21 protein-coding genes, 1 other RNA gene and 1 pseudogene are annotated in these 24,406 nt (G+C 58.0%); 15 read left to right on the forward strand and 8 right to left on the reverse strand.

Annotated elements, in window-relative coordinates; translation table 11 throughout:
• Position 1: 1 nt before the first annotated feature.
• Complete coding sequence (locus tag K5H97_RS25285) at positions 2–1,069, reverse strand: DUF2333 family protein (RefSeq protein ID WP_028691194.1); 1,068 nt, start codon at positions 1,067–1,069, stop codon at positions 2–4.
• 249 nt (positions 1,070–1,318) lie between these two features.
• Between K5H97_RS25285 and K5H97_RS25290 the strand changes: the two genes are divergently transcribed.
• From K5H97_RS25290 to ssrA, 8 genes are all read left to right on the forward strand, one after another.
• Positions 1,319–2,935 (forward strand): diguanylate cyclase, encoded by a 1,617-nt coding sequence (locus K5H97_RS25290; protein ID WP_028691195.1) that lies wholly within the window; start codon positions 1,319–1,321, stop codon positions 2,933–2,935.
• 395 nt (positions 2,936–3,330) lie between these two features.
• Positions 3,331–5,076: a methyl-accepting chemotaxis protein gene (locus tag K5H97_RS25295; RefSeq protein ID WP_390898248.1), complete on the forward strand. Its 1,746-nt coding sequence runs from the start codon at positions 3,331–3,333 to the stop codon at positions 5,074–5,076.
• A gap of 128 nt (positions 5,077–5,204) precedes the next feature.
• Entirely contained in the window at positions 5,205–6,962 is a 1,758-nt protein-coding gene (locus K5H97_RS25300) for a protein-disulfide reductase DsbD (protein ID WP_028691197.1), read from the forward strand.
• Between the two features lie 177 nt (positions 6,963–7,139).
• Positions 7,140–7,592, forward strand: a complete 453-nt coding sequence (aroQ, locus tag K5H97_RS25305; RefSeq protein ID WP_011535870.1) for a type II 3-dehydroquinate dehydratase — start codon at positions 7,140–7,142, stop codon at positions 7,590–7,592.
• A 100-nt stretch (positions 7,593–7,692) separates the two neighbouring features.
• Positions 7,693–8,160 carry an acetyl-CoA carboxylase biotin carboxyl carrier protein gene (gene accB / locus K5H97_RS25310; protein ID WP_028691198.1) on the forward strand — a complete coding sequence of 156 codons (468 nt, stop codon included), beginning with the start codon at positions 7,693–7,695 and terminating at the stop codon, positions 8,158–8,160.
• A gap of 17 nt (positions 8,161–8,177) precedes the next feature.
• Positions 8,178–9,533 carry an acetyl-CoA carboxylase biotin carboxylase subunit gene (gene accC, locus K5H97_RS25315; protein WP_028691199.1) on the forward strand — a complete coding sequence of 452 codons (1,356 nt, stop codon included), beginning with the start codon at positions 8,178–8,180 and terminating at the stop codon, positions 9,531–9,533.
• A 190-nt stretch (positions 9,534–9,723) separates the two neighbouring features.
• Positions 9,724–10,017, forward strand: coding sequence for a hypothetical protein (locus K5H97_RS25320; protein WP_028691200.1), 294 nt, complete (start codon positions 9,724–9,726; stop codon positions 10,015–10,017).
• Between the two features lie 105 nt (positions 10,018–10,122).
• Positions 10,123–10,515: a transfer-messenger RNA gene (ssrA, locus tag K5H97_RS25325) on the forward strand.
• A 67-nt stretch (positions 10,516–10,582) separates the two neighbouring features.
• Here ssrA and K5H97_RS25330 read toward each other — a convergent pair.
• From K5H97_RS25330 to dbpB (K5H97_RS25345), 5 genes and pseudogenes are all read right to left on the reverse strand, one after another.
• Positions 10,583–10,819 carry a hypothetical protein gene (locus tag K5H97_RS25330; RefSeq protein ID WP_028691202.1) on the reverse strand — a complete coding sequence of 79 codons (237 nt, stop codon included), beginning with the start codon at positions 10,817–10,819 and terminating at the stop codon, positions 10,583–10,585.
• 557 nt (positions 10,820–11,376) lie between these two features.
• Entirely contained in the window at positions 11,377–12,930 is a 1,554-nt protein-coding gene (tnpC, locus tag K5H97_RS25335) for an IS66 family transposase (RefSeq protein ID WP_036986168.1), read from the reverse strand.
• A gap of 66 nt (positions 12,931–12,996) precedes the next feature.
• Positions 12,997–13,308, reverse strand: a pseudogene (gene tnpB, locus K5H97_RS29805) (IS66 family insertion sequence element accessory protein TnpB); the annotation flags it as partial.
• A 345-nt stretch (positions 13,309–13,653) separates the two neighbouring features.
• Entirely contained in the window at positions 13,654–14,091 is a 438-nt protein-coding gene (locus K5H97_RS25340) for a hypothetical protein (protein ID WP_155952692.1), read from the reverse strand.
• Between the two features lie 31 nt (positions 14,092–14,122).
• On the reverse strand, positions 14,123–15,178 hold the full coding sequence (gene dbpB, locus K5H97_RS25345; RefSeq protein ID WP_211258415.1) for a DGQHR domain-containing protein DpdB: 1,056 nt from the start codon (positions 15,176–15,178) through the stop codon (positions 14,123–14,125).
• A gap of 543 nt (positions 15,179–15,721) precedes the next feature.
• On the opposite strand from dbpB (K5H97_RS25345), the gene K5H97_RS25350 reads away from it, so the two are divergent.
• Genes K5H97_RS25350 through K5H97_RS30130 form a run of 7 tightly spaced genes read left to right on the forward strand, consistent with a single transcriptional unit; the run spans position 15,722 to position 21,561 of the window.
• Positions 15,722–16,294, forward strand: a complete 573-nt coding sequence (locus K5H97_RS25350; RefSeq protein ID WP_155952693.1) for a hypothetical protein — start codon at positions 15,722–15,724, stop codon at positions 16,292–16,294.
• The gene (gene dbpB / locus K5H97_RS25355) at positions 16,291–17,412 is read left to right on the forward strand and encodes a DGQHR domain-containing protein DpdB (RefSeq protein WP_028691205.1); all 1,122 of its coding nucleotides are present in this window, start codon (positions 16,291–16,293) and stop codon (positions 17,410–17,412) included. The genes K5H97_RS25350 and dbpB (K5H97_RS25355) overlap by 4 nt, the downstream gene beginning before the upstream one ends.
• Positions 17,409–18,707, forward strand: coding sequence for a tRNA-guanine transglycosylase DpdA (dpdA, locus tag K5H97_RS25360; protein WP_081791584.1), 1,299 nt, complete (start codon positions 17,409–17,411; stop codon positions 18,705–18,707). The genes dbpB (K5H97_RS25355) and dpdA overlap by 4 nt, the downstream gene beginning before the upstream one ends.
• Positions 18,704–19,759 (forward strand): DGQHR domain-containing protein DpdB, encoded by a 1,056-nt coding sequence (dbpB, locus tag K5H97_RS25365; protein ID WP_028691206.1) that lies wholly within the window; start codon positions 18,704–18,706, stop codon positions 19,757–19,759. The genes dpdA and dbpB (K5H97_RS25365) overlap by 4 nt, the downstream gene beginning before the upstream one ends.
• 28 nt (positions 19,760–19,787) lie before the next feature.
• Positions 19,788–20,492 carry a 7-cyano-7-deazaguanine synthase QueC gene (gene queC / locus K5H97_RS25370; RefSeq protein WP_028691207.1) on the forward strand — a complete coding sequence of 235 codons (705 nt, stop codon included), beginning with the start codon at positions 19,788–19,790 and terminating at the stop codon, positions 20,490–20,492.
• A complete protein-coding gene (gene queE, locus K5H97_RS25375) occupies positions 20,489–21,121 on the forward strand; it encodes a 7-carboxy-7-deazaguanine synthase (RefSeq protein ID WP_028691208.1) in 633 nt (210 codons plus the stop codon). The genes queC and queE overlap by 4 nt, the downstream gene beginning before the upstream one ends.
• 50 nt (positions 21,122–21,171) lie before the next feature.
• Positions 21,172–21,561 (forward strand): 6-pyruvoyl trahydropterin synthase family protein, encoded by a 390-nt coding sequence (locus K5H97_RS30130; protein ID WP_081791587.1) that lies wholly within the window; start codon positions 21,172–21,174, stop codon positions 21,559–21,561.
• Positions 21,562–21,696: 135 nt separating this feature from the next.
• On the opposite strand, the gene dpdD is transcribed toward K5H97_RS30130, so the two are convergent.
• Both dpdD and dpdK read right to left on the reverse strand, forming a co-directional pair.
• Positions 21,697–23,880: a protein DpdD gene (dpdD, locus tag K5H97_RS25385; RefSeq protein WP_162175265.1), complete on the reverse strand. Its 2,184-nt coding sequence runs from the start codon at positions 23,878–23,880 to the stop codon at positions 21,697–21,699.
• Positions 23,877–24,404, reverse strand: coding sequence for a phospholipase D-like domain-containing protein DpdK (gene dpdK / locus K5H97_RS25390; protein ID WP_081791585.1), 528 nt, complete (start codon positions 24,402–24,404; stop codon positions 23,877–23,879). Before dpdK ends, dpdD begins: the two co-directional genes overlap by 4 nt.
• Positions 24,405–24,406: the final 2 nt, after the last annotated feature.

Raw genomic sequence — 24,406 nt, forward strand, 5'->3', positions numbered from 1 at the left:
CTCAGCCCTGGGACAGCAGTTGGCGCAGGTCGATGACCGCGGCGTTGGCCCGGGAGATGTAGTTGGCCATCACCAGCGAGTGGTTGGCCCACATGCCAAAGCCGCTGCCGTTGAGCACCATCGGGCTCCACAGCGCTTCCTGCGAGGCTTCCAGCTCGCGGATGATCTGCCGCACGCTGACCGTGGCGTTCTTCTTCGCCAGCACGTCGGCGAAGTCGACCTCGATGGCGCGCAGCAGGTGCGACAGCGCCCAGGCCTGGCCGCGGGCTTCGTAGAACACGTTGTCGATCTGCAGCCACGGGGTCTCGACCACTTCTTCGTCGACCTGCGGCGCCTGGCCAGGGACCACGGCCTCGGTCTTCAGGGTGTTGTTCAGCTTGACCCGGCCGACGCTGGCCGACAGGCGCTGGGACAGCGAGCCCAGGCGGGTGGCCACATCGCCCAGCCAGTTGTTCAGGTTGTCGGCGCGGGTGTAGAAGATCGCGCCCTGGTCACCCTTGGCCAGACGGGTCTGGTAACGGTTCAGCGACTTGATGCCCTCTTCGAACTCCGACTCGCTCGACGGCAGGATCCAGCTCTTGTTGTCGAAGTTGAAACGCGGCTCGGCCTTGGCCAGGTCGGCGTCCTCGGTCGACTGCGACTGGGAGCGGGCGAAGTCCTTGCGCAGGGCACGGGACAGGTCGCGCACCTGGACCAGCACGCCGTACTCCCAGCTCGGCATGTTGTCCATCCACAGCCCTGGCGGGAAGCGGTCGTTGGAAATATAGCCGCCCGGCTTGTCGAGCAAAGTGCCGGCGACGGTCTTGAGGGTCTCGACGGTGGTGTAGCCGATGACCATCTGCTGGCCGTTGCGCTCGGCGGCGGCCTGGGCGTTCTGCTGCACCGGGAACAGCTCGGGCTCCTGGCTCCAGTACCAGCCCAGGCCGATGCACACCAGCAGGTAGAGGCCGATCAGGGTCCCCAGGGCACGGCTCCAGAGGCCGCCAAGGTAGCTACGGGTGGCAGCGCCGCGGGTTTCGACCCGCTCACGGGGCTCGGCCTTGGCCTCGCGGTTTTTCCAATCCAGCATGGCATTGTCCTTAATCAGTCACGAACGGTTCAGGGCTTGGACCACAGGCCTCGGCCAGGGTGCCACGACAAGCCCGCATGCCAGCACTATAAAGCAGACGCCGCCATTCGTATAAGCGACCATCGGGTCGGCAACTGAATGACGGTCCTTGAGCACTTTGTTGACCCCAGGCACTCGCTTGTCGGAAAAGGGGTGCTAGCATAGAGCCATCATTGAACCTGCGCCCTCCCACTCATAAGTAGTCAGGACATGACCCAGCCAGCCGAGCCGAGCCACGAACGCCTCAAGCAGCATTTTGCCCAGCGGGTGATCCACCAGGCCCGGCAGATCCTCGAGATCTGGCAGCGCCTGCAGCGTGGCGAGTGGTCCAGCGGCGACCTGGGCGAGCTGTGCGAGGCCAACCTGCGTCTGCAGCGCTACGCCGAACGCTTCGAGCAGCCTGAGCACGGCAGCCTGTCGACGGCCATCGGCCAGACCCTGCGCGCCATCGAGGCCAACAGCGCGCGGCTCAACTCCGAACTGATCAGCGAACTCAACCGCCTGATGCAGCGCCTGTCGCGCACCGGCCTGCGCAAGGGCGACCAGCTCGACAACGTGCCCCTGCCGCCACTGCGCAAGCCGGTGTACATCGTCCTGCAGGACCATGAACGCGCCGAGCGCCTGGCCCAGCAGCTGGAGTTCTTCGGCCTGAGCGTGCAGGCGCTGTGCAGCGCCGAGGCGTTCCAGGCGTCGATGAGCGAGCGCCTGCCCTCGGCCATCGTCATGGATGTGGACTTCACTGGCGCCGGCGTCGGCCTGCAGCTGGCGGCCCAAGCCCAGCAGGGGCTGGAGCAGCCGGTGCCGCTGCTGTTCTTCTGCTTGCACGAGACCGACACCCCGACCCGCCTGGCCGCAGTGCGCGCCGGCGGCCAGGAGTTCCTCACCGGCACCCTGGACGCCTCCAGCCTGCTGGAGAAGCTCGAGCTGTTGACCAGTGCCACTCAGTACGACCCGTTCCGCGTGCTGGTGATCGACGACTCCCGCGCCCAGGCCCTGCATACCGAGCGCCTGCTCAACAGCGCCGGGATCATCACCCGCACCCTGACCGAGCCGATCCGCACCATGAGCGAGCTGGCCGACTTCCAGCCCGACCTGATCATCCTCGATATGTACATGCCCGAGTGCACCGGCCCTGAGCTGGCCAAGGTGATCCGCCACAATGACCGCTACGTCAGCGTGCCGATCATCTACCTGTCGGCCGAGGACGACCTGGACAAGCAGCTCGACGCCATGAGCGAAGGCGGCGACGACTTCCTCACCAAGCCGATCCGCTCGCGGCACCTGGTGACCACCGTGCGCAACCGTGCCGCCCGTGCTCGCCACCTCAAGGCGCGGATGGTCCGCGACAGCCTCACCGGGCTGTACAACCACACCCATATCCTGCAGCTGCTCGAGGACTGCAGCTTCCGCGCCCGCCGCGAAGCGCAGCCGCTGAGTTTCGCCATGCTCGATATCGACCACTTCAAGAAAATCAACGACCGCCACGGCCACCCCATGGGCGACCGGGTGATCAAGAGCCTGGCGCTGTTCCTCAAGCAGCGCCTGCGCAAGACCGACTTCATCGGCCGCTACGGCGGCGAGGAGTTCGCCATCGTCATGCCCAATACCGGACTGGACGCGGCGCACAAGGTGCTCGACGAAATCCGTCGACGTTTTGCCGAGATCCATTACCCGGCCCAGCCCCACGACCTGCAGTGCACCTTCAGCGCCGGGGTGGTGCAGCTGGACGAGCAGCTCGACGCGCTGACCATGGCCAGCGCCGCGGACGAAGCGCTGTACCGCGCCAAGCATGCCGGACGCAACTGCGTGGTGCGGGTCGAGCCTTAGCCCCCTGTGGTAGCCGGCTTGCCGGACAGAGGCCGGCGCAGGAAAACCACAGCAGAAGCCAATACCGGCACTGTGCCACTTTTTTATGGCGCCAGCCCTCCGTCGTCATCACCCCGTCACAAAATCGCAATAACTTCAGGGCCGACTTCTCCACTCCCCTCCGCAGGAAGTTCGCGGCTATGCGCCTGAAGTGGCTGACCAATTTCAACACCCTGTTGCTGGTGACCGTGTGTATTGCCCTGGGCGCGACCCTGTGGTGGTCGCAACGCGCCCTGGAACGTCCCTATCAACTGATGGAGCGCTACCTGGGCCTGTCACAGCAGTTCCAGAACGATGCCGCGCGCAACATCCAGGCCTACCTGGGCAGCGGCGACGCCCTGCGCCACGCGGCGGCCATGGAGGCCAACACTCAGTTGCAGGCGGCCCTGGCCGACTGGCCAGAGCCTTTGTCGGCCAAGCTGCGCCCGAGCCTGGACAGCCTGCAGGGCTTCACCGCCAACGAACTGCTCGCCGCCGGCAAGTTGGCCGGCGATCCCCAGGCCCTGCTGCTGCAAGCCGAGCGGGAGCTGGGGGCGAACCTCGAACAACTGGCCAGCTACGCCCGCGACAGCGCCAGCAGCGACGCCGGCCGCTACCTGACGCCGCTGCTGGAGGCCTCTGTGCACCTGGGCCGGCTGTCCCTGGCCCGGGACAAGCTGGTCAGCAGCGGCCGCGCCGAACTGGCCGCCGAGGTGGAGCGCGAACTGCAACTGATCACCGCCCAGGCCCAGGCCATCGATGACCTGCCGCTGCTGGGGGTGACCCGCGCCGCCGAGTCCAACGCCGATGACTTCGCCGCGATGATGGGCCTGGAATCCCAGGCCAGCAGCCAGCAGGAAGACGTCGCCGTGGGCCTGAAGCGCGAGCTGCACAGCCTGCTCGGCCGCTACCCCGGCGAATTGCAGCGCACCCGCCAACAGATCGAGCGCCGCGCCGCCCTGGCCGCCAGCACCGGCGAGCGCCTGGAAGCGGTGCAGCAGGCCATCGCCGGCCTCGAGCCCGAGGTGCGCGGCCTGCACGCCACCATCGCCGGCGAAGTGCGCCTGATCCAGGGCCTGATGATCGGCCTGATCCTGCTGATCGCCCTGCTGATCGACACCCTGCAGCGCCGCCTGGCACGCACCCTGACCAGCCTGGCCCCGGCATTGTCGCGCTGGGCCGAGGGCGATTTCGCCCAGGCCATCGCCCTGGGCCGCACCAACCGCGAGCTGCACGATATCCAGGAGTCGCTGAACCGCCTGCGCCAGTACCTGGTGGAACTGGTCGGTACCATCCGCCACAACGCCGAGCAGGTGGCCGGCAGCAGCCATGCCCTGGCCGGCATGAGCAGCGCCCTGCACGACGGCGCCGAGCGCCAGGCCGGCGACACGGCGCAGATCCGCGACGCCCTGGGCGAGCTGGAGGCGACTATCCAGCAGGTGGCCGGTGACGCCAGCGCCGCCGCCGAGGCCAGCCGCGATGCCGGCCGGGCCGTGGAGCAGGGCCAGACGGTGATCGGCCAGAGCCTGTCCGGCCTGCGTTCGCTGGTCGACGAGGTGCAGGGCAACGCGCGGATGATCGAGCAACTGGCGGAAGAGTCGGCGACCATCGGTGGCGTGCTCACGGTGATCAGGGCGATTGCCGAACAGACCAACCTGCTGGCCCTCAATGCCGCCATCGAAGCGGCCCGGGCCGGCGAGATGGGCCGTGGCTTCGCCGTGGTCGCGGATGAAGTGCGCTCGCTGGCCCAGCGCACCACCGGCGCCACCGGCGAGATCCAGGCGCTGATCGACCGCCTGCAGCAGGCCGCCCGCAGTTCGGTGGACGGCATGCGCACCCAGCTGGAACACGCCGAGGCCACGGCCAACCAGGCGCAGTCGGCCGATGGCGCGCTGGACGCGATCGTCAGTGCCATCCGCACCATTGCCGACACGGCGGTGCGGATCGCCGATGTGACCGCGCAGCAAACCGGGGCGGTGAGCGAGATCCGCGACCACAGCGAACGGATTCATGAGCTGGGCGAGGACAACCTGCAGCGCATTGGCGAAGGACGTGAGCAGGGCGAGCAGTTGCTCAAGCTGGGGGGCGAGTTGAATACGGCGGTGCGGGCGTTCAGGCTCTAACCCCTGCTTGATGGCAGAGGGACGCGAACCCTCTAGGAGCGGCCTTGTGTCGCGATGGGCCGCGCAGCGGCCCCAATTTCGGCCAACTCCGCTATCATGCCCGCCACGTTCCACCTCGCGAGTCCGCCATGCGCCGCCTGTTTTTCCTGCTGCTCCTGCTGCTGGCCAGCCCCGTCTTCGCCACGGGCCTGCTCGACAACCGCCCCAGCGCCACCCTCGGCGCCGCCTCCAACAGCGCTGACTTCCTGCCCGTGCACGAAGCCTTCAAGCTCAGCCTGGTCCAGGCCGACGCCCAGACCGTCAAACTGCGCTTCGTCGCCACCGACGGCTACTACCTCTACCGCCACCGCTTCCAGTTCCGCACCGAACCCGCGGACATCCGCCTGGGCGCGCCGAACATCCCCAAGGGCGAGGCCAAGCACGACGAGTTCTTCGGCGATGTCGAGGTGTACCACGGCGTGCTCGACATCGAGCTGCCGCGCAACGACCCGCGCGCCTTCACCCTGCTGGTGGGCTACCAGGGCTGCGCCGACAAGGGCCTGTGCTATCCGCCGGAAACCGCGCGGCTGAGCATCGACGGCCAAGGCGCCCCGCTGCCGGCAACCGCCGAGCAGGGCTGGACCTGGAAATCGCTGCTGCTGTTCTTCCTCGCCGGGGTCGGCCTGACCTTCACCCCCTGCGTGCTGCCGATGCTGCCGATCCTTTCCGGCGTGGTCCTGCGCGGCCAGGTCGGCGGCCTGCGCGGGCTGTCGCTGTCGCTGGCCTATGTGCTGCCGATGGCGGCGAGCTTCGCCGTGCTCGGTGCGCTGATGGGCCTGTTTGGCGCCGGCCTGAACCTGCAGGCACGTCTGCAGTCGGCCTGGGTGCTGGTGCCGTTCGCCGCGTTCTTCGTGCTGTTCGCCCTGGCCATGTTCGGCCTGTTCGACATCAAGCTGCCGCAGGTCCTGAGCAGCCGCCTGGACAACCTCGCCCACCGCACCAAGGGCGGCTCGCTGCTCGGCGCGGCAGTGCTCGGCGTGCTGTCCAGCCTGCTGGTCTCGCCCTGCGTGTCGGCGCCGCTGGCCGGCGCCTTGCTGTATATCAGCGCCAGCGGCGACGCCCTGGGCGGCGCGCTGAAACTCTTCGCCCTGGGCCTGGGCATGGGCGCGCCGTTGCTGCTGGTGGCCACCGGCGGCGCGGCCTGGCTGCCGAAGAGCGGGCCGTGGATGAATACGGTGAAGAACGCCATCGGCGTATTGCTGCTGGGCCTGGCCATCGGCCTGCTCAGCCGCGTGCTGCCGGGGCCAGCCACCCTGCTGCTGGTCGGCCTGCTGGCCGCCGGCGTGGCGCTGTTCCTCGGCGCCCTGGAGTTCGTGGTCAAGACCCCGCGCCAGCGCCTGGCGCAACTGCTGGGCCTGGCGCTGCTGGTGTATGCCCTGGCCTGCTGGTATGGCGCCCTGAGTGGCCAGGGCGACCCGCTGCGTCCGCTGCCGCCACCCACCGTGGCCGGCAGCCCCGTAGCGGCCAAGGCCGACGCCTGGCAGACCATCACCAGCCCCGCTGCCCTCGACGCCGCCCTGGCCGAGGCCAAAGCCGCTGGCCAGCCAGTGCTGCTCGACTGGTACGCCGACTGGTGCATCAGCTGCAAGGTGATCGAGCACGAAGTGCTCAACGCGCCGCAGGTCCAGCCGCAACTGGGCGCCTTCCGCCTACTGCGCTTCGACATCACCGAGAGCAACGCGCAACAACGCGCCCTGCTCGACCGCTACCGGTTGTTCGGCCCTCCCGCGCTGATGTTCTTTGCCGCGAACGGCAGCGAAATGACCACCGATCGGGTCATCGGCGAGATAAACGCCGGCGATTTCGCCCAGGTATTGACGCGCGTGCGCGGCCAACTCGGGCTATAACTTCCCGCGTCCAGTGAAAAAACCCCGCAGCAGTGACCAGACTTAACCATCTGGTCACATACTTTGCGCGAATCTCGGACATCGTGCTGGCTATTGCCGGGAACTGGACACTCAGCGCCGCTTGCGGCATAGTCGCCGCGCTATGTCGAATTGCCCTACAAAACCAAGGAATCGCAGATGGCAACCCTACTGGTGCTGCACGGCCCCAACCTGAACCTGCTCGGGACCCGCGAACCGGGCCACTACGGCGCCGCCACCCTGGCCCAGATCAATCAGGACCTGGAGCAACGCGCCCGCGCCGCCGGCCACCATCTGCAATACCTGCAGAGCAATGCCGAATACGAATTGATCGACCGCATCCATGCCGCGCGCAACGAAGGCGTGGACTTCATCCTGATCAATCCGGCCGCTTTCACCCACACAAGCGTCGCATTACGTGACGCATTGCTTGCGGTGAGCATCCCATTCATCGAAGTGCACCTCTCGAACGTGCACAAGCGTGAACCGTTCCGCCACCACTCCTACTTTTCCGATGTTGCCGTAGGGGTGATCTGCGGCCTCGGTGCCACCGGTTACCGGCTGGCCCTGGAGTCCGCGCTGGAACACCTGGCTGCCAACGCACAGCCCTGATGACACAAGGCCTTGGCCCTTCGGGCCGAGGCTCATGAAGAAACGTTTTAGACACGTTTTAAAAATACGTCCCCGACCGAACCTTGGGAGTTGATGATTAATGGATATCCGTAAAGTCAAGAAGCTGATCGAACTGCTGGAAGAGTCTGGCATCGACGAACTGGAGATCAAGGAAGGCGAAGAGTCCGTTCGCATCAGCCGCCACAGCAAGACCCCGGCCGGCGCCCAGTACTTCGCCGCTCCGGCACCGATGGCCGCTCCGGTTGCCGCCGCAGCACCTGTTGCCGCCGCCGCCCCGGCCGCTGAAGCCGCCGCCGCCGCGCCTGCCCTGAAAGGCACCGTTGTTCGTTCGCCAATGGTCGGCACCTTCTATCGCAAGCCTTCGCCAACCTCGGCCAACTTCGCCGAAGTCGGCCAGGCCGTGAAGAAAGGCGACACCCTGTGCATCGTCGAAGCCATGAAAATGATGAACCACATCGAAGCCGAGATCGGCGGTGTGATCGACGCCATCCTGGTGGAAGACGGCCAGCCGGTTGAGTACGACCAGCCGCTGTTCACCATCGTTTGATTCGCGGAGAACCAACGATGTCTGGGAAGCTTGAAAAAGTCCTGATCGCCAACCGTGGGGAAATTGCCCTGCGGATCCTGCGTGCCTGCAAAGAGCTGGGCATCAAGACCGTCGCCGTGCACTCCACGGCCGACCGTGAACTGATGCACCTGGGCCTGGCAGACGAGTCGGTCTGCATCGGCCCTGCATCGTCCAAGGATTCGTACCTGCACATTCCGGCGATCATCGCCGCCGCCGAAGTGACAGGCGCCACCGCCATCCACCCGGGCTACGGCTTCCTCGCGGAAAACGCCGATTTCGCCGAGCAGGTGGAAAAATCCGGCTTCGCCTTCATCGGCCCGAAAGCCGATACCATCCGCCTGATGGGCGACAAGGTGTCGGCCAAGGACGCGATGATCAAGTCGGGCGTACCGACCGTGCCAGGTTCCGACGGCCCGCTGCCGGAAGACGAAGAGGTTGCCCTGGCAATCGCCCGTGACGTCGGCTACCCGGTGATCATCAAGGCCGCCGGTGGCGGTGGTGGTCGCGGCATGCGCGTGGTGCACAAGGAAGAGGACCTGATCGCCTCGGCCAAGCTGACCCGCACCGAAGCCGGTGCCGCGTTCGGCAACCCGATGGTCTACCTGGAGAAGTTCCTGACCAACCCACGTCACGTGGAAGTGCAGGTGCTGTCCGACGGCCAGGGCAACGCCGTGCACCTGGGCGACCGTGACTGCTCGCTGCAGCGCCGTCACCAGAAAGTCCTGGAAGAAGCACCGGCCCCGGGCATCGACGAGAAGGCCCGTCAGGAAGTCTTCAAGCGTTGCGTCGACGCCTGCATCGAGATCGGCTACCGCGGTGCCGGTACCTTCGAGTTCCTGTACGAGAACGGCCGCTTCTACTTCATCGAGATGAACACCCGCGTCCAGGTCGAGCACCCGGTCTCGGAGATGGTCACCGGCATCGACATCGTCAAGGAGATGCTGAGCATCGCCGCTGGCAACAAGCTGTCGTTCCGCCAGGAAGACGTGGTGATTCGCGGTCACTCGCTGGAGTGCCGGATCAACGCCGAAGACCCGAAGAAGTTCATCCCGAGCCCAGGCAAGGTGAAACACTTCCACGCCCCGGGCGGCAACGGCGTGCGCGTCGATTCGCACCTGTACAGCGGCTACTCGGTTCCGCCGAACTATGATTCGTTGATCGGCAAGCTGATCACCTACGGCAAGGACCGCGACGAAGCCATGGCGCGCATGCGCAATGCCCTGGACGAGATCGTCGTCGACGGCATCAAGACCAACATCCCGCTGCACCGTGACCTGGTGCGTGATGAAGGTTTCTGCAAAGGCGGCGTCAACATCCACTACCTCGAGCACAAACTGGCCAACCAGGAGTGATCGCGTTAGTGTGATGAAAAAGCCCCGGCCCCGTGCCGGGGTTTTTTATTTCTGCACATCTCAAAACCTTGGGACCGTGGGAGCGGGCTTGCCCCGCGATTCAACGGCACCAAACCCAATGGAACCCCGCCCAAACCCACGCAGTCCACCGATCAGGCCCACCTTCCCGAGGCCTCACAAGGAGACTCCCATGAAAGGCACTGCGCTATCCGCCCTGTTCGCGGCCGCCACCCTGCTGGCCTCGCCTGTGTTCGCCGCCGACGACCTGTGCGCCATGAACCTGCAGAAGATCGACGACAGCATGGCCACCGCTGGCGCCACTTCCGAAGGCCTGGACAAGGCCATCACCGAGCATGTAGACCAAGCCAAGGCCGCCCAGGCCAAAGGCGACACCAAGGAATGCATCGCCATCACCAGCAAGGTGCTCGAGCGCCTGGACAAGACCGAGAAAGGCAGCGGCTCGGCCGGTGGCAGCGGTACCTAGACCCTGAGCGAACGTGGGCGGCCGAACCTTCTGTCGACGCCGCCCGCGTAAGCGCGTATACTCGGCCTTGCGTGCTGAAAGGCACGTTCAGCTAGAGCTGAGTGTGGGGCCGATTAGGATTCGACGCCGGTAGCGAAACTCTAGGTGCATGCCGAGTTGGTAACAGAACTCGTAAATCCACTGTTGCAACTTTCTATAGTTGCCAATGACGACCACTACGGGGAAGTAAAGTTCGCTGCTTAATTGCAGCTGACCCTTCCTCCTGGTAGCTTCGGCTCCAGCAATCATCAGGGGATGCCTGTAAACCCGAAATGATTGTCATACAGAACAGGATCGTCGTGCAGCACGTTGGGGGCGAAGCGACTAAAACTTACCCAACTCATCCAAAGCACCCTGCCCGTCGGGCGGCTGCGGATTAAATCAGTAGACACGGCTAAGCATGTAGTACCGACAGCGGAGTACTGGCGGACGGGGGTTCAAATCCCCCCGGCTCCACCAAATCCTAAAAAGAAGACGCCCAATGGGCGTCTTTTTTTGTGCCTGGCATTCAGTGCCTCAGCGGCACCTACACCACCCCGTCACCTCTCCCCTCCTCCTTCATCGCCTCCAGCTTGCCGAACTGCTCGCTGGCCAAACGGCTGATGATCCGGATCGCCTGGTGAATCCCCGCCGTGTTGCGGAAACTCAGTTGCGGGTTGTGCTCGCACTCCAGTACCTCGTCATGCTGGACCAGCGCCTCGCCGAGCAGTTCGAGGGTCCAGACGTAGCTCTGGAGGGTAGTCAGGCGTTCATGGTCAGACATGGGGCACCTCCCGGTTGCCGCGGGTGGCGAGGGAGTGGCTGTCGATCGGGTAGAAGGTTGGGGATGGGGTGGCCGCGGGGGCTGGGCGGCGGAGAGCGGATGCGAGGATCCTGCTCAGAATGCGAATAAGCATGCATGAGACTCCAAGTTTGAGATTGGAGCTACCACGATCCTTCCTACGGGATTGGGTGGCAGCTATGTGTGGGGTAGGAATACCGGGAAACTTGGAACCCGGCCAGGCCGAAGCCTGCCCACACACAGCCGCCATGACATCGCAGCAGACGCAAAAAAGGCGCCAGCCGTTGTGATGGGGCGCCTAGTGCGAGCGCCAAGTTTACCAGCAGGTTCCTACACCTGGTCGCGGAATTTGCTGCGACTTCAGGAATGTAGCCTTAGGGCGGATCTGTTCGCAACAGATCGCGTGGAAGGAAATTTCCTAAAAGGGGGTGAACCTGGTCGGGGTGCGCACGCTCGACCATATCGTGGTTGCCCATGAAGGCTGTGTGTCGTTGGTAAGCGATCCATGAACCCCACCTACCGAGAATAGGAAGTCGCAGTTATCGTGGCATCTCCGGCGAGCAGTTCCACGGCAGTAGCGCTTCATAGTCTGCTACAGACTGCGCGTGGGGCAGTCGCTCCAGTACGTGGCGCAGCCACGTATAAGGCTCTTGGCCGTTGATCTTTGCAGTCTCGACCAAGCTGTAGATCTGGGCACTGGCCGTGGCGCCCTTGGGCGTGTCGCTGAACAGCCAGGCCTTGCGACCGATGACAAACGGCTTGATCGAGCGCTCAGCCAGATTGTTGTCGATTGGTAGATAACCAGCCTCGACGTAACGCACCAACCGGCTCCAGTTATTCGCCAGATAATTCACGGCCTTGCCCAGCACGCTTTGCGGCGTCACTTGGGATTGGGCCTTGTCCAACCAACTTTTCAACTGGGTCAGGACTGGCAGGCTTTGCGCCTGTCGCGCTAGATAACGCTGCTCGTCACTGGCGTCTTTCAGTTCGCGCTCGATGCCATACAGCTTGTTGATCATTGCCAGTGCGACATCGGCCCGTCCGGTTTTGCCTTTAGGCTGCACTTTCTGAGCGTCGACGAATTTGCGCCGGGCATGCGCCATGCACGCCAACCGTTCCACGCCAGGCCGCAGCGCCAACGCGTTATAGCCGGCGTAATCGTCCGTCATGACATACCCGCGATAACTTTCCAGCAGGCGCAACGGCACTTCCTGCGCCCGACTGGAGCTGTAGTCGAACAGCACGATTTTTCGGTCAGGCGGTCCGCTGACTTGCACCCACATCCAGGATTGGCTGGTCGGGTCACGATCCGGTTCTTTCAGTACCTGGACACGGGTTTCATCGCAATGGATGACCGGACTTTCCAGTAATCGCTCACGCATCAAATTCAGCAGCGGCTGGACATGTTCGCTGCATTGGATGATCCAGCGCGCCAGTGTCTGACGTGGAATGTCGATCCCGTGCCGGCTCAGGACACTTTCAAAACGGTGCAGCGGCAAGCCATCGACATACTTGGTGGTCAGCAACATCGCCAACACGCTCGGGCTGGCCATGCTCTTCTCGATCAGTTGAGCCGGTTTGTCTGCCGTGATCGGGGCAACTTCACATCCCCGGCAGCCGTAGACCTTACGGACATGTTTGAGCACGCGGATCTGCATCGGCACGATATCCAGCTGCTCGCTGATTTCCTCACCGATCTCATGCTTGCGGCAACCGCATGCACAGGTCAGTTCGTGTTCAGGCAGTTCGTGGATGACTTCGATACGCGGCAGATCAGCCGAGAGTGGCTTGCGTTTTCCCCGGCGTGGCGCTGGTGTGACGATTTCTTCATCCGGCGTCTCCACCGTCAACAGAGGCTCGCTCTCTGCCTCGTTGAACATCGCCAGTTGCGGCGTGTTGGGGTCGATGGCCTGCTCGGACTTGCGGCCGAAAAGACGATCACGCAGCAACTTGATCTGTTCTTTCAGATCAACGATGTGGGTGGCGTAGGCTTCTTTGACTTCCTGCTCACGCGAGCGTGCTGCGTAAGCCTCAAGGAGCATTTGCTTGAGCAGGACAGGGTCATCGGGAAGGTCATCGGGCATGGAATTCATGCCGAGGATTATACCGATTGAGGCAACGAAACGAGGGGTCAAAACCTGATGCGGACGGTTGCGCCAGAGGTCGAAGCCGTCGAGTAGCCAGTTCAGCTCCTGAACAGTCAGGACAATGGCTTCGTCAGTGATGTCGGGCGAGGTTTTGAAGCGTTCGGATTCCAGGCGCTTGAGCCAGAGACAGAAACCGTTGCGCTCCCAATAGAGGATCTTCACGCGATTGCGCGGTTTGTTGAGGAACACGAAAAGAACCGGGTCGAACACGGCCACCTTGATATCCAGTTCAACCAAGGCTGCGAGGCCATCGATGGATTTTCGAAAGTCGACGGGCTTGGGGTAGAGATAGACTTTTTCGACTTTGGCGTCGGGGCGCATCATCGTCGGCAGGCTCCAGAAAGAAATCGGGAGCACAGCATCGGGGATCAGGTAAGCGCTTTGAATGTGGGGTTCATGGAGCGCTTATATCATTCCGATCACAGCCATTACTATTATCGGCTCACTGCCCTACTGGTATGCAAACGCCTAGGCAAAGATCGAAAGAAACTCCTATGACTTACTGCACTTGAGCTTGCTTGATTTAGCCACACTCAATCGATGAGTCAAAGTAAAGTCTTCGCCGCCAGCAAGATCATGTAATTGAGAAAGCCTATAACCACCTTAAAAATTTGATATATAGACAAGAACCCTCAAGAACAGGCCCACCTTTTCCTGCAACCCGCCGCGTCAAGCCTTCCATGAATCAAGATCACAACATAAATTATCGAACAAGAACTCTACAACTTTAGCTCGCCCATCACCCAGTGCTGAAGCAATAGTCAGCACGGAAACCAACATAGAGTTAACGACATGTAAATCTTTTACATTTCCAAGGCAACTCAATACTTCTTCAAACTTCTCAAGCATAGTCGATTGAGTAAAATTCAAACCTTGGACCACATGCGTGGAAGGCGTTAAGTAGAGAATGTTCGCACGCGTCCGCAAGCCATACGCTTCAGTCAACATACCATAACCCTCGGAAGGGAAAGCCGCATCTTGCCCTGCCAGCCTTCTCAATGCCTCCTGAAAAGCCATGGACAAATGAAGAATTAGCTCTGAGAATTCCTTAACACTGACTTCACTGGCCAGTGCAGCAGATTTACTTGAGGATTTTAACACGGTCATAACACCTCCGAGAATTGGCAACATCTACTCTTCAACTAGCTATTAGTTCCGAACTCCGGAGCACCCTAGTCAAATGATCAGTCAGCAGATGAATGTCACCATGTAGATTTTGGACTCCATTCCACGGCCGGTTGCCAGTTTTGAAAAACCAATCTCCCGAACCAGACGTCCAAGCAGTATAGCCTTGCAGTTTTTTCAGACCCAACTTAAACACTGGGGCCAATGGCGCTCCTGTAGCACACAACTGCTCCATGACGAACCCCATAGAGATAATCCCTGCACTATGGACGAGGCGCGAACTTTTTGGCGTATGCCCATGCCAAGCATCTCCAAATACTTCTTGGACCGCCTGGAAAAATTCGCTAATAGCTAAAAAACAAAGATCTTCACCTCCCGACAACTCAATAACTTCTCGGCAGTAACCGTCAGAAAGGGAGTTCATCACCAACTTTTGAAGCGAAGTATCGCCCAATACGCCCAGAGGGTTTGTATGCTGCTTTATTTGCCCTTGCAACGAAGATCTATCGTCATAATTCAGCATTTCCACGATACGGGCAGCTCGGGAGCGAGAAGTCATTCTAAGTGGAAGACCACTCACCCCTGGAAGTAGTTCGTAAACCAAAGATTTTGGCAGTGGACTTGTATTATTGACTAGAATAAATTGCCGACGAAGTTCTTCCTGGCTCTTACAGACAAGGGCGGAAACGAGTAACTGGAACGAACTTCCTTCGATCCCAGCCAACGCAGAAAGACGCTGCTGCCCATCTACAACGAACCCAGGCGGACCGGATGAAATGTCCACCTCAATTTCTGCATAAGCCCCAGTCCCCTCAACCACCTTTACTCCACCGGTGAACGCTAGCACCACTGAATTGGGCATTACCGCATCTGGACGAGTCAGGTAATCGCGGATCTCTCGTATGTGTTTGGACACCTGAGGCCGCTGGAATCCATTAAGAATTCCACGATCATCACGCTTGACTCGGTCGATGCTAGCGATCGCCAAAATCTGCTCAACCGTCGCCGCAAACGATACCACCTGGTGGCTTTGGCTCTGTAAGGCCTTGATTGCGCTGAACTTAAGCAATGAAACTATTCCTTCTTTGAGCGCCCTCCAACAGAGGGGCAACAGCACTTTTCAGGCCCTTATACCAACCTAAACGCACAAAAACCAGACAATTTTCATGGCCTAAGCAGTTATTCAATGCTAAATTAGCGACCCCAGATAAATGTAGAACCATCACCACAAAGGTTTGCAGTTTTTCGTATGAGAACCGTCATCATTACCAACTGCACCAATCGAAAGCGCCTTGATGGCCTGCCCTCGGTGGTGCTGAGCGACGAATGCTACCCATCGCTTGCAGCTATGGCGCAAGCGTGGAAGGAGCGAGTCGACGAGCGTCCTGCCACGCAGACGGCATCTTCACTTTACCTGGGTAGGAGCGTTTCCGACGCGAAGTGCGTCGCTACGCGGCTGGGAGCGAGGCTAATGTTCGCGTCGACAGGCTTAGGGTTGGTTGAGAGCGATCATAAGTGTCCGCCCTACGACCTGACTGTGTCTCAAGATCCGAATTCTATCATCCCACACCTCCAAAAATGGGGGCTCCGCGCGTCAGACTGGTGGGAAGCCGTGAATGGCACCCGTGAAAGAGCAAGCGCCCTAGCTGATCTCGTCAGCCATCCAGACATCGATTTAACGCTGATCGCACTTACTTCAAGCTACGTTCAGTTGATAGCTGCAGACCTCGAAAAAATAGAGGATGCACACATCGACAAGGTCAGGATATTCACTTCGCGCCCAGGCATTGAGATGCTTCCCCGTCGCTTGCGAAGCATGGCGATGCCCTATGACGAACGCCTTGAAGGCTCAACACTACCAGGCACTCGCAATGATTTCCCTCAGAGAGCCATGCGTCACTTCGTTGAGGTTCTTGAACTGTCGAGTGCTCCTGCAGAAGTCGCTCGTAAGGCCGTCTCCGAAGCGATGAATGATTTGTCGCCAGCCAAAATGACTGTCCGACGGCGAGCATCGGACAGTGAAATTGCCTACATGCTCAAGTGTGTGTGGGCCGACTACAAAGGCAGTTCCACCCGCTTGTTACGCTACCTAAGGGATGTGGCCCAGGTCTCGTGCGAGCAATCGCGTTTCCGGAAAATCTGGCGCGACATCAAATGCCAGGACAGCATAGAGAGCAAAGCATGACGAGCGAAAATGCGATTGTGGTGCGTGCACTACGCACCACTCAAGGCGACAACCTTGATGTGTACGCATTATTCATCAAAGGATCTGACCTGGTCCGGATTGCTGACATCACCCGCCTTTCTCGCGAAGACAGTAGCCCCCTCAAGGGCTTCCAGCGCCCCGAGATTAAAAACCATGTCAAAGGGATTACCGAGTACCTCAATCAGGGAAACGTGCTCTTCCCCAACGCAATCATCCTGGCGCTGTCTCCGGACCTACGCTTCGTTGCCGCACGCGGGAGCAAGCCGACCGGCGACGCGGGGCTTTCGCAAGCGGGTACCCTGACGATCCCTATTAGGGAGGAAGGCTTGAGATCTGCCTGGATCGTGGACGGGCAACAGCGCTCGATAGCGCTAGCGAAAGCAGCCAATTCAGATCTACCAGTTCCAGTGATCGGTTTCGTATCTGATAGCCTGACCACCCAGCGCGAGCAGTTCATTTTGGTCAACAAAGCAAAGCCCTTGCCTACTCGACTGATCAATGAACTACTACCAGAGACGGGCGGTATTCTTTTACCCCGCGAACTGAGTGCTCGCAAAGCTCCGGCTGAGTTATGCGGGCTTCTTAGCCGTGATCCTAACTCTCCTTTCTATAAACTCATAAAGCGGTCGTCCGAGCACAATTGCAAAGCAGTTATCACTGACACTGCTGTCATTACGATGATCCGGAACAGCATTAGTAATCCGCTGGGGGCATTGGCTCCGTACACCTCAAGCAGAGACGGTGCAGCTAACGTTGAGTCCATGTATCACCTGCTGACGACCTTCTGGCGAGCTGTCCGCGATACGTTCCCAGAGGCGTGGGCACTTGAGTCCAAGAACAGTCGCCTCATGCACTCTGCAGGGGTAATTGCCATGGGCGTCCTTATGGATCGGATCTACGCCAAAATCGGAGGGCAGCACGAGACCTACGACGCCATACTAAATGAACTGAGCAGAGTCGCCCCCTACTGTGCATGGACATCAGGTCATTGGCCGATTATTAATGCCCAGTGGAATGAAATCCAAAGCACCCCCCAAGATATCAAGGTACTGCAAGAAACCTTGATCCGCCTCTATATGACCAGCGCTCACCAATGAAATTCTTATACGCCGACACCCAAGACTATGTAGACCCGGACTACGACTTCATCAACGATCGAAATGCGCCGGGCCGTAAGAGATACTGGGATGACCGTTATGCGCACGAAATGATGTCCCCTATCCCTTATGACGGACTCTTGGTTTCGATGAGCGCTGTGCGGCCCGCAAATGGGGTCGCTAATTCAAAGGTTCGGTATTCAACCTCCGAACAGCAGCGTTTCCTGAGAGAGGGTGTGCGCAAATTTCTACGACTCGATGGCGTCCAGTTCAAAGACACTATGGTTTTGGGTGACTGTGGGGCTTTCGCCTATGTAGAGCATCCGACCCCTGCGTATAGCCCAAGCGAGGTAGTAGAGTTTTACTCAGATGCAGGATTCACCCACGGTTGCTCGCCGGACCACATCATATTCGACTGCGACTGCAGCAATCCTCCAGCGGAGAGTCAGTCGGAAGATGTGCTGTTTCGGTACGAAATCACACTAAAAAATGCGCAAGAATTTCTGCGCCTGGTGAAAGAGGCAGGATGGCCCTTTGAGCCTCTAGGAGCAGTGCAGGGTTGGTCTCCACAGAGCATGGCGAGCGCTGCTAAACAACTTGAAGGCATGGGATATCGCTACTTGGCAATCGGAGGATTAGTCCCTCTAAAGGTCGATCAAATTCATGAAGTTCTGAAAGCGCTTCGTGCAACTCTTAAGCCAGAAACAAATATTCACCTCCTGGGATTTGCCAAAGCCGAAAACATACATGAATTCACTGGATATGGCATTACCAGTTTCGACTCAACGTCCCCCCTTATACGCGCATTCAAAGATGCAAAATGCAACTATTACATGGGCACCACAACAAGCAAACTGGATTATTACACCGCCATCCGCATCCCTCAGGCAATTGAAAACCCACGCCTTATGCAGGGAATAAAAAAAGGGAAGCTGAGCGCAGAAGAACTACAAAAAAAGGAAAAATCGGCATTATCAGCAATTCGTGAGTACGACAAAGGCCTGCTCGACTTTGACTCAACCCTAGGAGTGTTAGTCGACTATCTCCGGCTAACACTGTCGGGATCGATATCATCACCAGCAGAAATGGAAAAAGAAGTAGCAAAACATATCCGGCTAATCTCACCCACACTGAGAGATAAGCCGTGGCAAAAATGCCAGTGCTCGATTTGCCAGTCAACCGGCATCGAAACCATTATATTTAGAGCAAGTAACAGAAACAAAAGACGCGGGTTTCACAACCTGGGCGTTTATCACCGCCACCTTCAGAAAACTCTGGAATCTTCGAAACAATGATCTATCGATTCAAGGGTGTGCGCGCCCAACAGGCATCCGGGCATGACGTATTTTCTTTCGCGGCCACTCCAAATGACATTTTAGAATTTTCTGAAATTGAGAGAGTCGGACGCAATGAGGACGGTCATCTTAAAGGTTTTCAGCGCCATCAGGTTGCCTCGCACATTAGAGATATTCGCGACTACCTTCAACGCGATGATGCATTGCTCCCTAACGCGATCATCTTAGCCTTTCTAGATGGAGTCACGATTAAAGACCTCGGTGAAGGCATCGTAGAAATCGTTATTGAGACTACTGATTCCAAGCCAGGCTTTGTGGTTGATGGCCAACAACGACTCAGTGCCCTTGCGACGATGGAAAAGCCTGGGTTCCAGGTATTTGTGTCTGCATTGATTTGTAAAGACTACAACGAACTACGACAACAGTTTGTGCTCGTTAACAATACGCGACCGCTTCCAAAGTCACTGATTTATGAACTTTTACCAACTGTTGACGGCTTGCCTGAACGATTTACCAGTCGCAAATTCGCAGCTCACATTATTGATTTATTGAACTTCTTGCCAAACTCCTCTCTGTTTGGTGAGATCAAGCAACATACAAACCCCAAGGGAGTTTTAAGCGACATGGCGATGCAGAAGTTTGTAATGAACTCTGCTAACGACGGCGCCATTCGTAGCTTTATGAAATTCGATGACTTTGAGGGGCGCAGCATCGAACTCATCAACAATTTCTTTCACGCAGTGCGTGTGGTTTTCAGATCGGAGTGGGAAGGACTAGCGCCCAGAAATTCACGCTTGAAGCACGGGGCGGGCCTAGTATCGTTGAGTTTCGTTATGGAAATGCTTTATTCCGAGCAAGGTTCGGCCAGCAAAGAAGATTTCATCGAAGGCCTCAAACTTTTGAAACCTCATACCGCATGGACAAGTGGTGAATGGCATATTTCAGAAACTGACCAACGCCCCTGGAACGGTATCCAAAACACTCCTACTGATATCGGACTACTTACGAAGTACCTGACCGAAAAGCTTAAGCAAGAACTGAAGCGTCGCTAAGTACACGCCCAGTTCCGAGGATGGGAAGATGCATAAAAAAGCCTTAGTTTTATTTTCAGGCGGGCAAGACTCCACAACCTGCCTTGCCTGGGCGCTAGAGCGCTACGAGTACATTGAGACTATTGGCTTTGATTATGGCCAGAGGCACGAAATAGAACTCCAGTGCCGGATAAACATCTTGCTGGAAATACGTAACAGGTTCCCGAACTGGGCTAAGCGACTTGGTGATGATCACGTACTTGATCTCAAATTACTCGGCCAGATCAGCGATACAGCGATGACAGCCGAGAAGAAAATAGAATTTGAGAAGAACGGGCTTCCCAACACTTTTGTTCCTGGACGCAATCTGCTGTTCTTCACCTTTGCTGCCGCCATCGCGTATCGACGAGGACTTAGCGTACTAGTGGGCGGAATGTGTGAAACGGACTACTCAGGCTATCCAGATTGTCGAGACAACACGCTGAAGTCGCTGCAGGTGTCTCTCGGCCTTGGCATGGATTTACCGTTGGTTATCGAGACACCCTTGATGTGGCTGGATAAGAAACAAACATGGGACTTGGCCAAAGACCTTGGCGGGCTTGGCTTTGTCGAGTTTGTTCAGGAGGAAACCCACACCTGTTACCTAGGCGATCGTAAGCGTCGACATGAGTGGGGATATGGGTGCAATGACTGCCCAGCTTGCGAATTGCGCCGAAACGGCTTCGAGGCATTCCAGCGGGATAACGACGTATGACCTACAGCGTTAAGGAAATTTTCTACACCCTGCAAGGAGAAGGGCTTCGAGCGGGCCGGCCAGCAGTATTCTGTCGCTTTGCTGGGTGCAATCTCTGGAGCGGCCGGGAAGCCGACCGCTCCCAAGCGGTATGCCAGTTCTGTGACACCGATTTTGTAGGTACAAATGGAACCTCGGGAGGTAAGTACCTGAGCGCGGAGGCCTTGGTCGAGCGGATTAGCTCGCAGTGGCCAGTTGGTCAAGCGCACCGTTATATCGTGCTCACAGGAGGTGAACCGTTGCTACAGGTCGATGAGGACCTGATCAATGCACTTCATAACCAAGATTTCGAGGTAGCGGTTGAGACAAATGGGACCATCGCAGCGCCTGCCGGTATCGACTGGATCTGTGTCAGCCCCAAGGCTGGCACGGAATGGGTACAGCAAAGCGGTGACGAATTGAAACTCGTCTACCCACAACCGGGACTGCTGCCCGACACCATTACCGCCACTGACTTCAAGTACTACCTATTACAACCAATGGATGGTCCATTGCAACGGCAAAACACTCGATCCGCAATTGCCTATTGTCAAGCCAATACCAAGTGGCGACTGTCAGTGCAAACACACAAAATATTGGAGATCCGCTGATGCCCACACCTCCAATTGCCCCTCCGTCCCCTTCGCCCGCCGCTGAGTCCATGCTCAACTCGAATAGCAACACGGTTTGCGAATTGTCGCAGCGGTTCTACTTTGAGGCTGCCCATACATTGAATCGTGGCATAGAGACCGAAAGTAGCCGCCGCATCCATGGGCACACCTATGAAGCGGAGGTAACCGTCGCAGGCCAACCAGATGCCACCTCCGGCATGCTAATTGACCTAGGCTACCTACGAAGCGAGATTGCACGTGTTCGCGAGATGCTTGATCACCGGCTACTTGACGAGGTGCAAGATCTGGGGCCGGCCACAATCGAAAACCTGTGTACGTTTATCCGTAAGCAACTCGAAGATTCAGTACCTAGTCTTTGTGCCGTGATGGTCGAGCGTCGCCTCAGCGGTGACCGCTGCGTGTTACGCTGGACGCGGTAGACATTGATCACGTAGGTAATGCTGACGGATTGTTCACTCGACAACCCGTCAGGCAACACGCATGTCGAGTCGAAGCAACTCTGCATGCTCGCCGAACGATGACGCAGAACGCTTGACCTTTATAAATTCACCTAATCACTCCGAAGTAGAATTTACGCAGCTTTTGCAGAATGCTTCGATGATGCTCGATGCGCCTTTTCCTAAGGGATAGATCAAATCCTGTCTTATCCGACTCACGGGATAGAAGGCTTGATGCTTCGCGCTACCGGCAACAAACAAAAAGTAATTAGCTTTTTTGGCTAAATTCTGCAGAGTTGGGGTCGCAGTGTGATCATGATTGAGTTCCACTCGCAGCCCTTCGAACATGCCTTCCAGTACCGTTTTAGCCCGTCGCGCGGCCCCTTCAGTGAGGCTGTAGATAGCCAGCAGCCTACCCGATAGCTTTCTTGTTTGGACGTCAAAATCAGCATCGCCTTCTTCAGCAACTAGTGGCGGATAACACGCTTCATTGCTCTCACCAAATATCTCTCTGGCGAGGCTTCTGGTGAGAAAACGCTGCGCTAACTCGAGACGAGTCCAGCGACTCAAGGCAAATCCTTGAAGTACCAACCAGAGCTTTTGCAACTCTTGCTGCTCCGGTTGAGTCTCGTCAAGGAGCAACTCGACAATCTCGAGCATTTCCGAATAAGCACTGACCGAACCGCCCTTTTCCCATAACAACTCCAAGGCTTCCCCTAGGCGCGCACGGTCGCCGATATGGCTAGGGCGGGACAAGAAGCGTCGCACAATCTGCCCTGCCAATTGTACGTCCGACGGATTAACCAAATCATCGAGCGCCAGCAACTCCAGCCATTCCAGCCAGAAGTGCCCGGAGCAGAGGATTTGACGACGATCCAGCCAGTCAAGCAGCAACGGCAAACTGTCTCGCAACAATAGGGCAGTACTCGCATCGCCATGCAGACACTGACTCAACTGAGCCTCCGAGAAGGACTCTATTGACCAGCTCTGGCTCTCCTCCTGCAACTCATGAATCAGGGCATCTGGGTCAGTAGAAGCCTCCTTCAGGCGTTCTAGCCATCCCTTCCAACCAAGTTCCCTACTACCATCAAAGACCTGACATATGCCTTGCCAAACCGACTGCAGGCGTGGATAAACGTAGAGTTCATTTTTTAACTCTTCGGGTGCTTCCTGCACTGCGACCCAGATCTCGCGTAACTCTTCCATGGAGGCAGATAGCGAGCCTTCGAGGACTAGTCGCAGATCGTTAAAGGTCTGGGGAGATCCGACTTTTTGCAACGAAGGGATTGGCGCTATGGTTGGCGCTACCGGGGTCTTGGTCGGCAAATTGGCCCAGACGTGCAATCCGCAAATCCAGGCCGGATCGATGAAGTCAGGAAGACCATCAAGGCCATCGGAGAAGCCCAATGCCCCGGCGCCTATCGCCCAGAGTTTCCAGTCGGATGCAAAGCATTCGCGCGTCTCCAGGGGAGGCCGATTGGCAAAAAGAGGGCTGATCGGCTGACATAGAAGACGTATATGCTCTAGGGGGAGTTCGCCAAACGCTGCTGGTTCCAGCAAGCGATCACCGCCTAAATTACCTATGGCACGCAATAGAACCCGAACCAGTTGGGCAGGCATTCTTCCGCCCAGCATATCCACTAGTCGGGGATGTCCTAGAATGTCCGACCAACGACGCTCAGCCTCCCAGGCCTGCAACTCCAGAGAAATCAGGTTCCGCTGACTGAAATTGCCTGTCGTTTTGAGTTCGTCAAAAAAGTGCGATGTTTTCGAACCATCCCTGGACTGACAAGCAGCGAAGAAATCCCGCAGGATCCGCCCAACTGGCCGCTTCACCACAGCGGTTACTGGCGGCCGTTGCTGATAGAGGTCCAGCACCGATGCCAACGCTTGAAACACACGTTTACGTAAAGCGAAGTCGCTCTGCGACTGGCGCAACAAATCAACTTTGAGAAGCCCTGAAGGTGCCTGCTGTAAAAGAATCTGTTCGATTTTTTCCCGGGCTACCTTAATAAATGGAAACTCTGAATACGTATCCGCTGCTCCCAGCACCGCTTGCAGTATCTGCCGCAACTCCTCCAAAGATCGCCTGTCGCGTTCAGCACCATAGAAATAAAGTTCGCCGCCACGACTAACCGGAAGCAGCAACGGCCATTTTCCCTCGATTGCTGAAGACACGAGTGGCTTGAGTAGATCCTGAAACTTTGGATCGTACGGGTTATTCAACGAAAGTACTCGATCAAGATCGATTTGATTGTCTTCAGCGAAAAAGTTTCGAAGCCAATCTGGTGGGATATTCATCTATCGACCTCGAAACGATAATGATTTTTAAATTCAAGAAACGCATCGGATATCACCTGCGCGTCTTGTGTCAGAGTCACATGCTCATCGTTTCGTTGCGTACCACTGAATGTGTAGTTCAAGGAGCCCTTAAGAAACCCCGATCGGGTCAAGAAGCCCTTCGAATGCAGGGTGTCACTGATCAAGTAGTGAAAGTCCGGATTGTCGCCGAGACGATTTTCAAGACCACGGACAAAATAGCGACTGGAGTCTACATCTCGGGTTGCAATTCGCAAGGAACACCCCCCCGTGACCGCCCGTGCCAATAACTCGCTGAACGAAACGGTTCGACTACCCCACTTGGGTTCCAATGAATTCCATTGACCTGAGCGATTATCCAATAAAGGAAAATCGCTCAACCAAGGTGATACAAGCCAGATCTCGTCTGGATTGATCAGCAAAGACGCCAGCATAGTGCTTAGCACTTCACGAAACTGCCTACGCCCCAGAGGTCCATGCAGAAAAATCTGCCGCTGCTCATTCATAG

It is taken from the genome of Pseudomonas mosselii, assembly GCF_019823065.1.
GTDB classification, from domain to species: Bacteria; Pseudomonadota; Gammaproteobacteria; order Pseudomonadales; family Pseudomonadaceae; genus Aquipseudomonas; species Aquipseudomonas mosselii.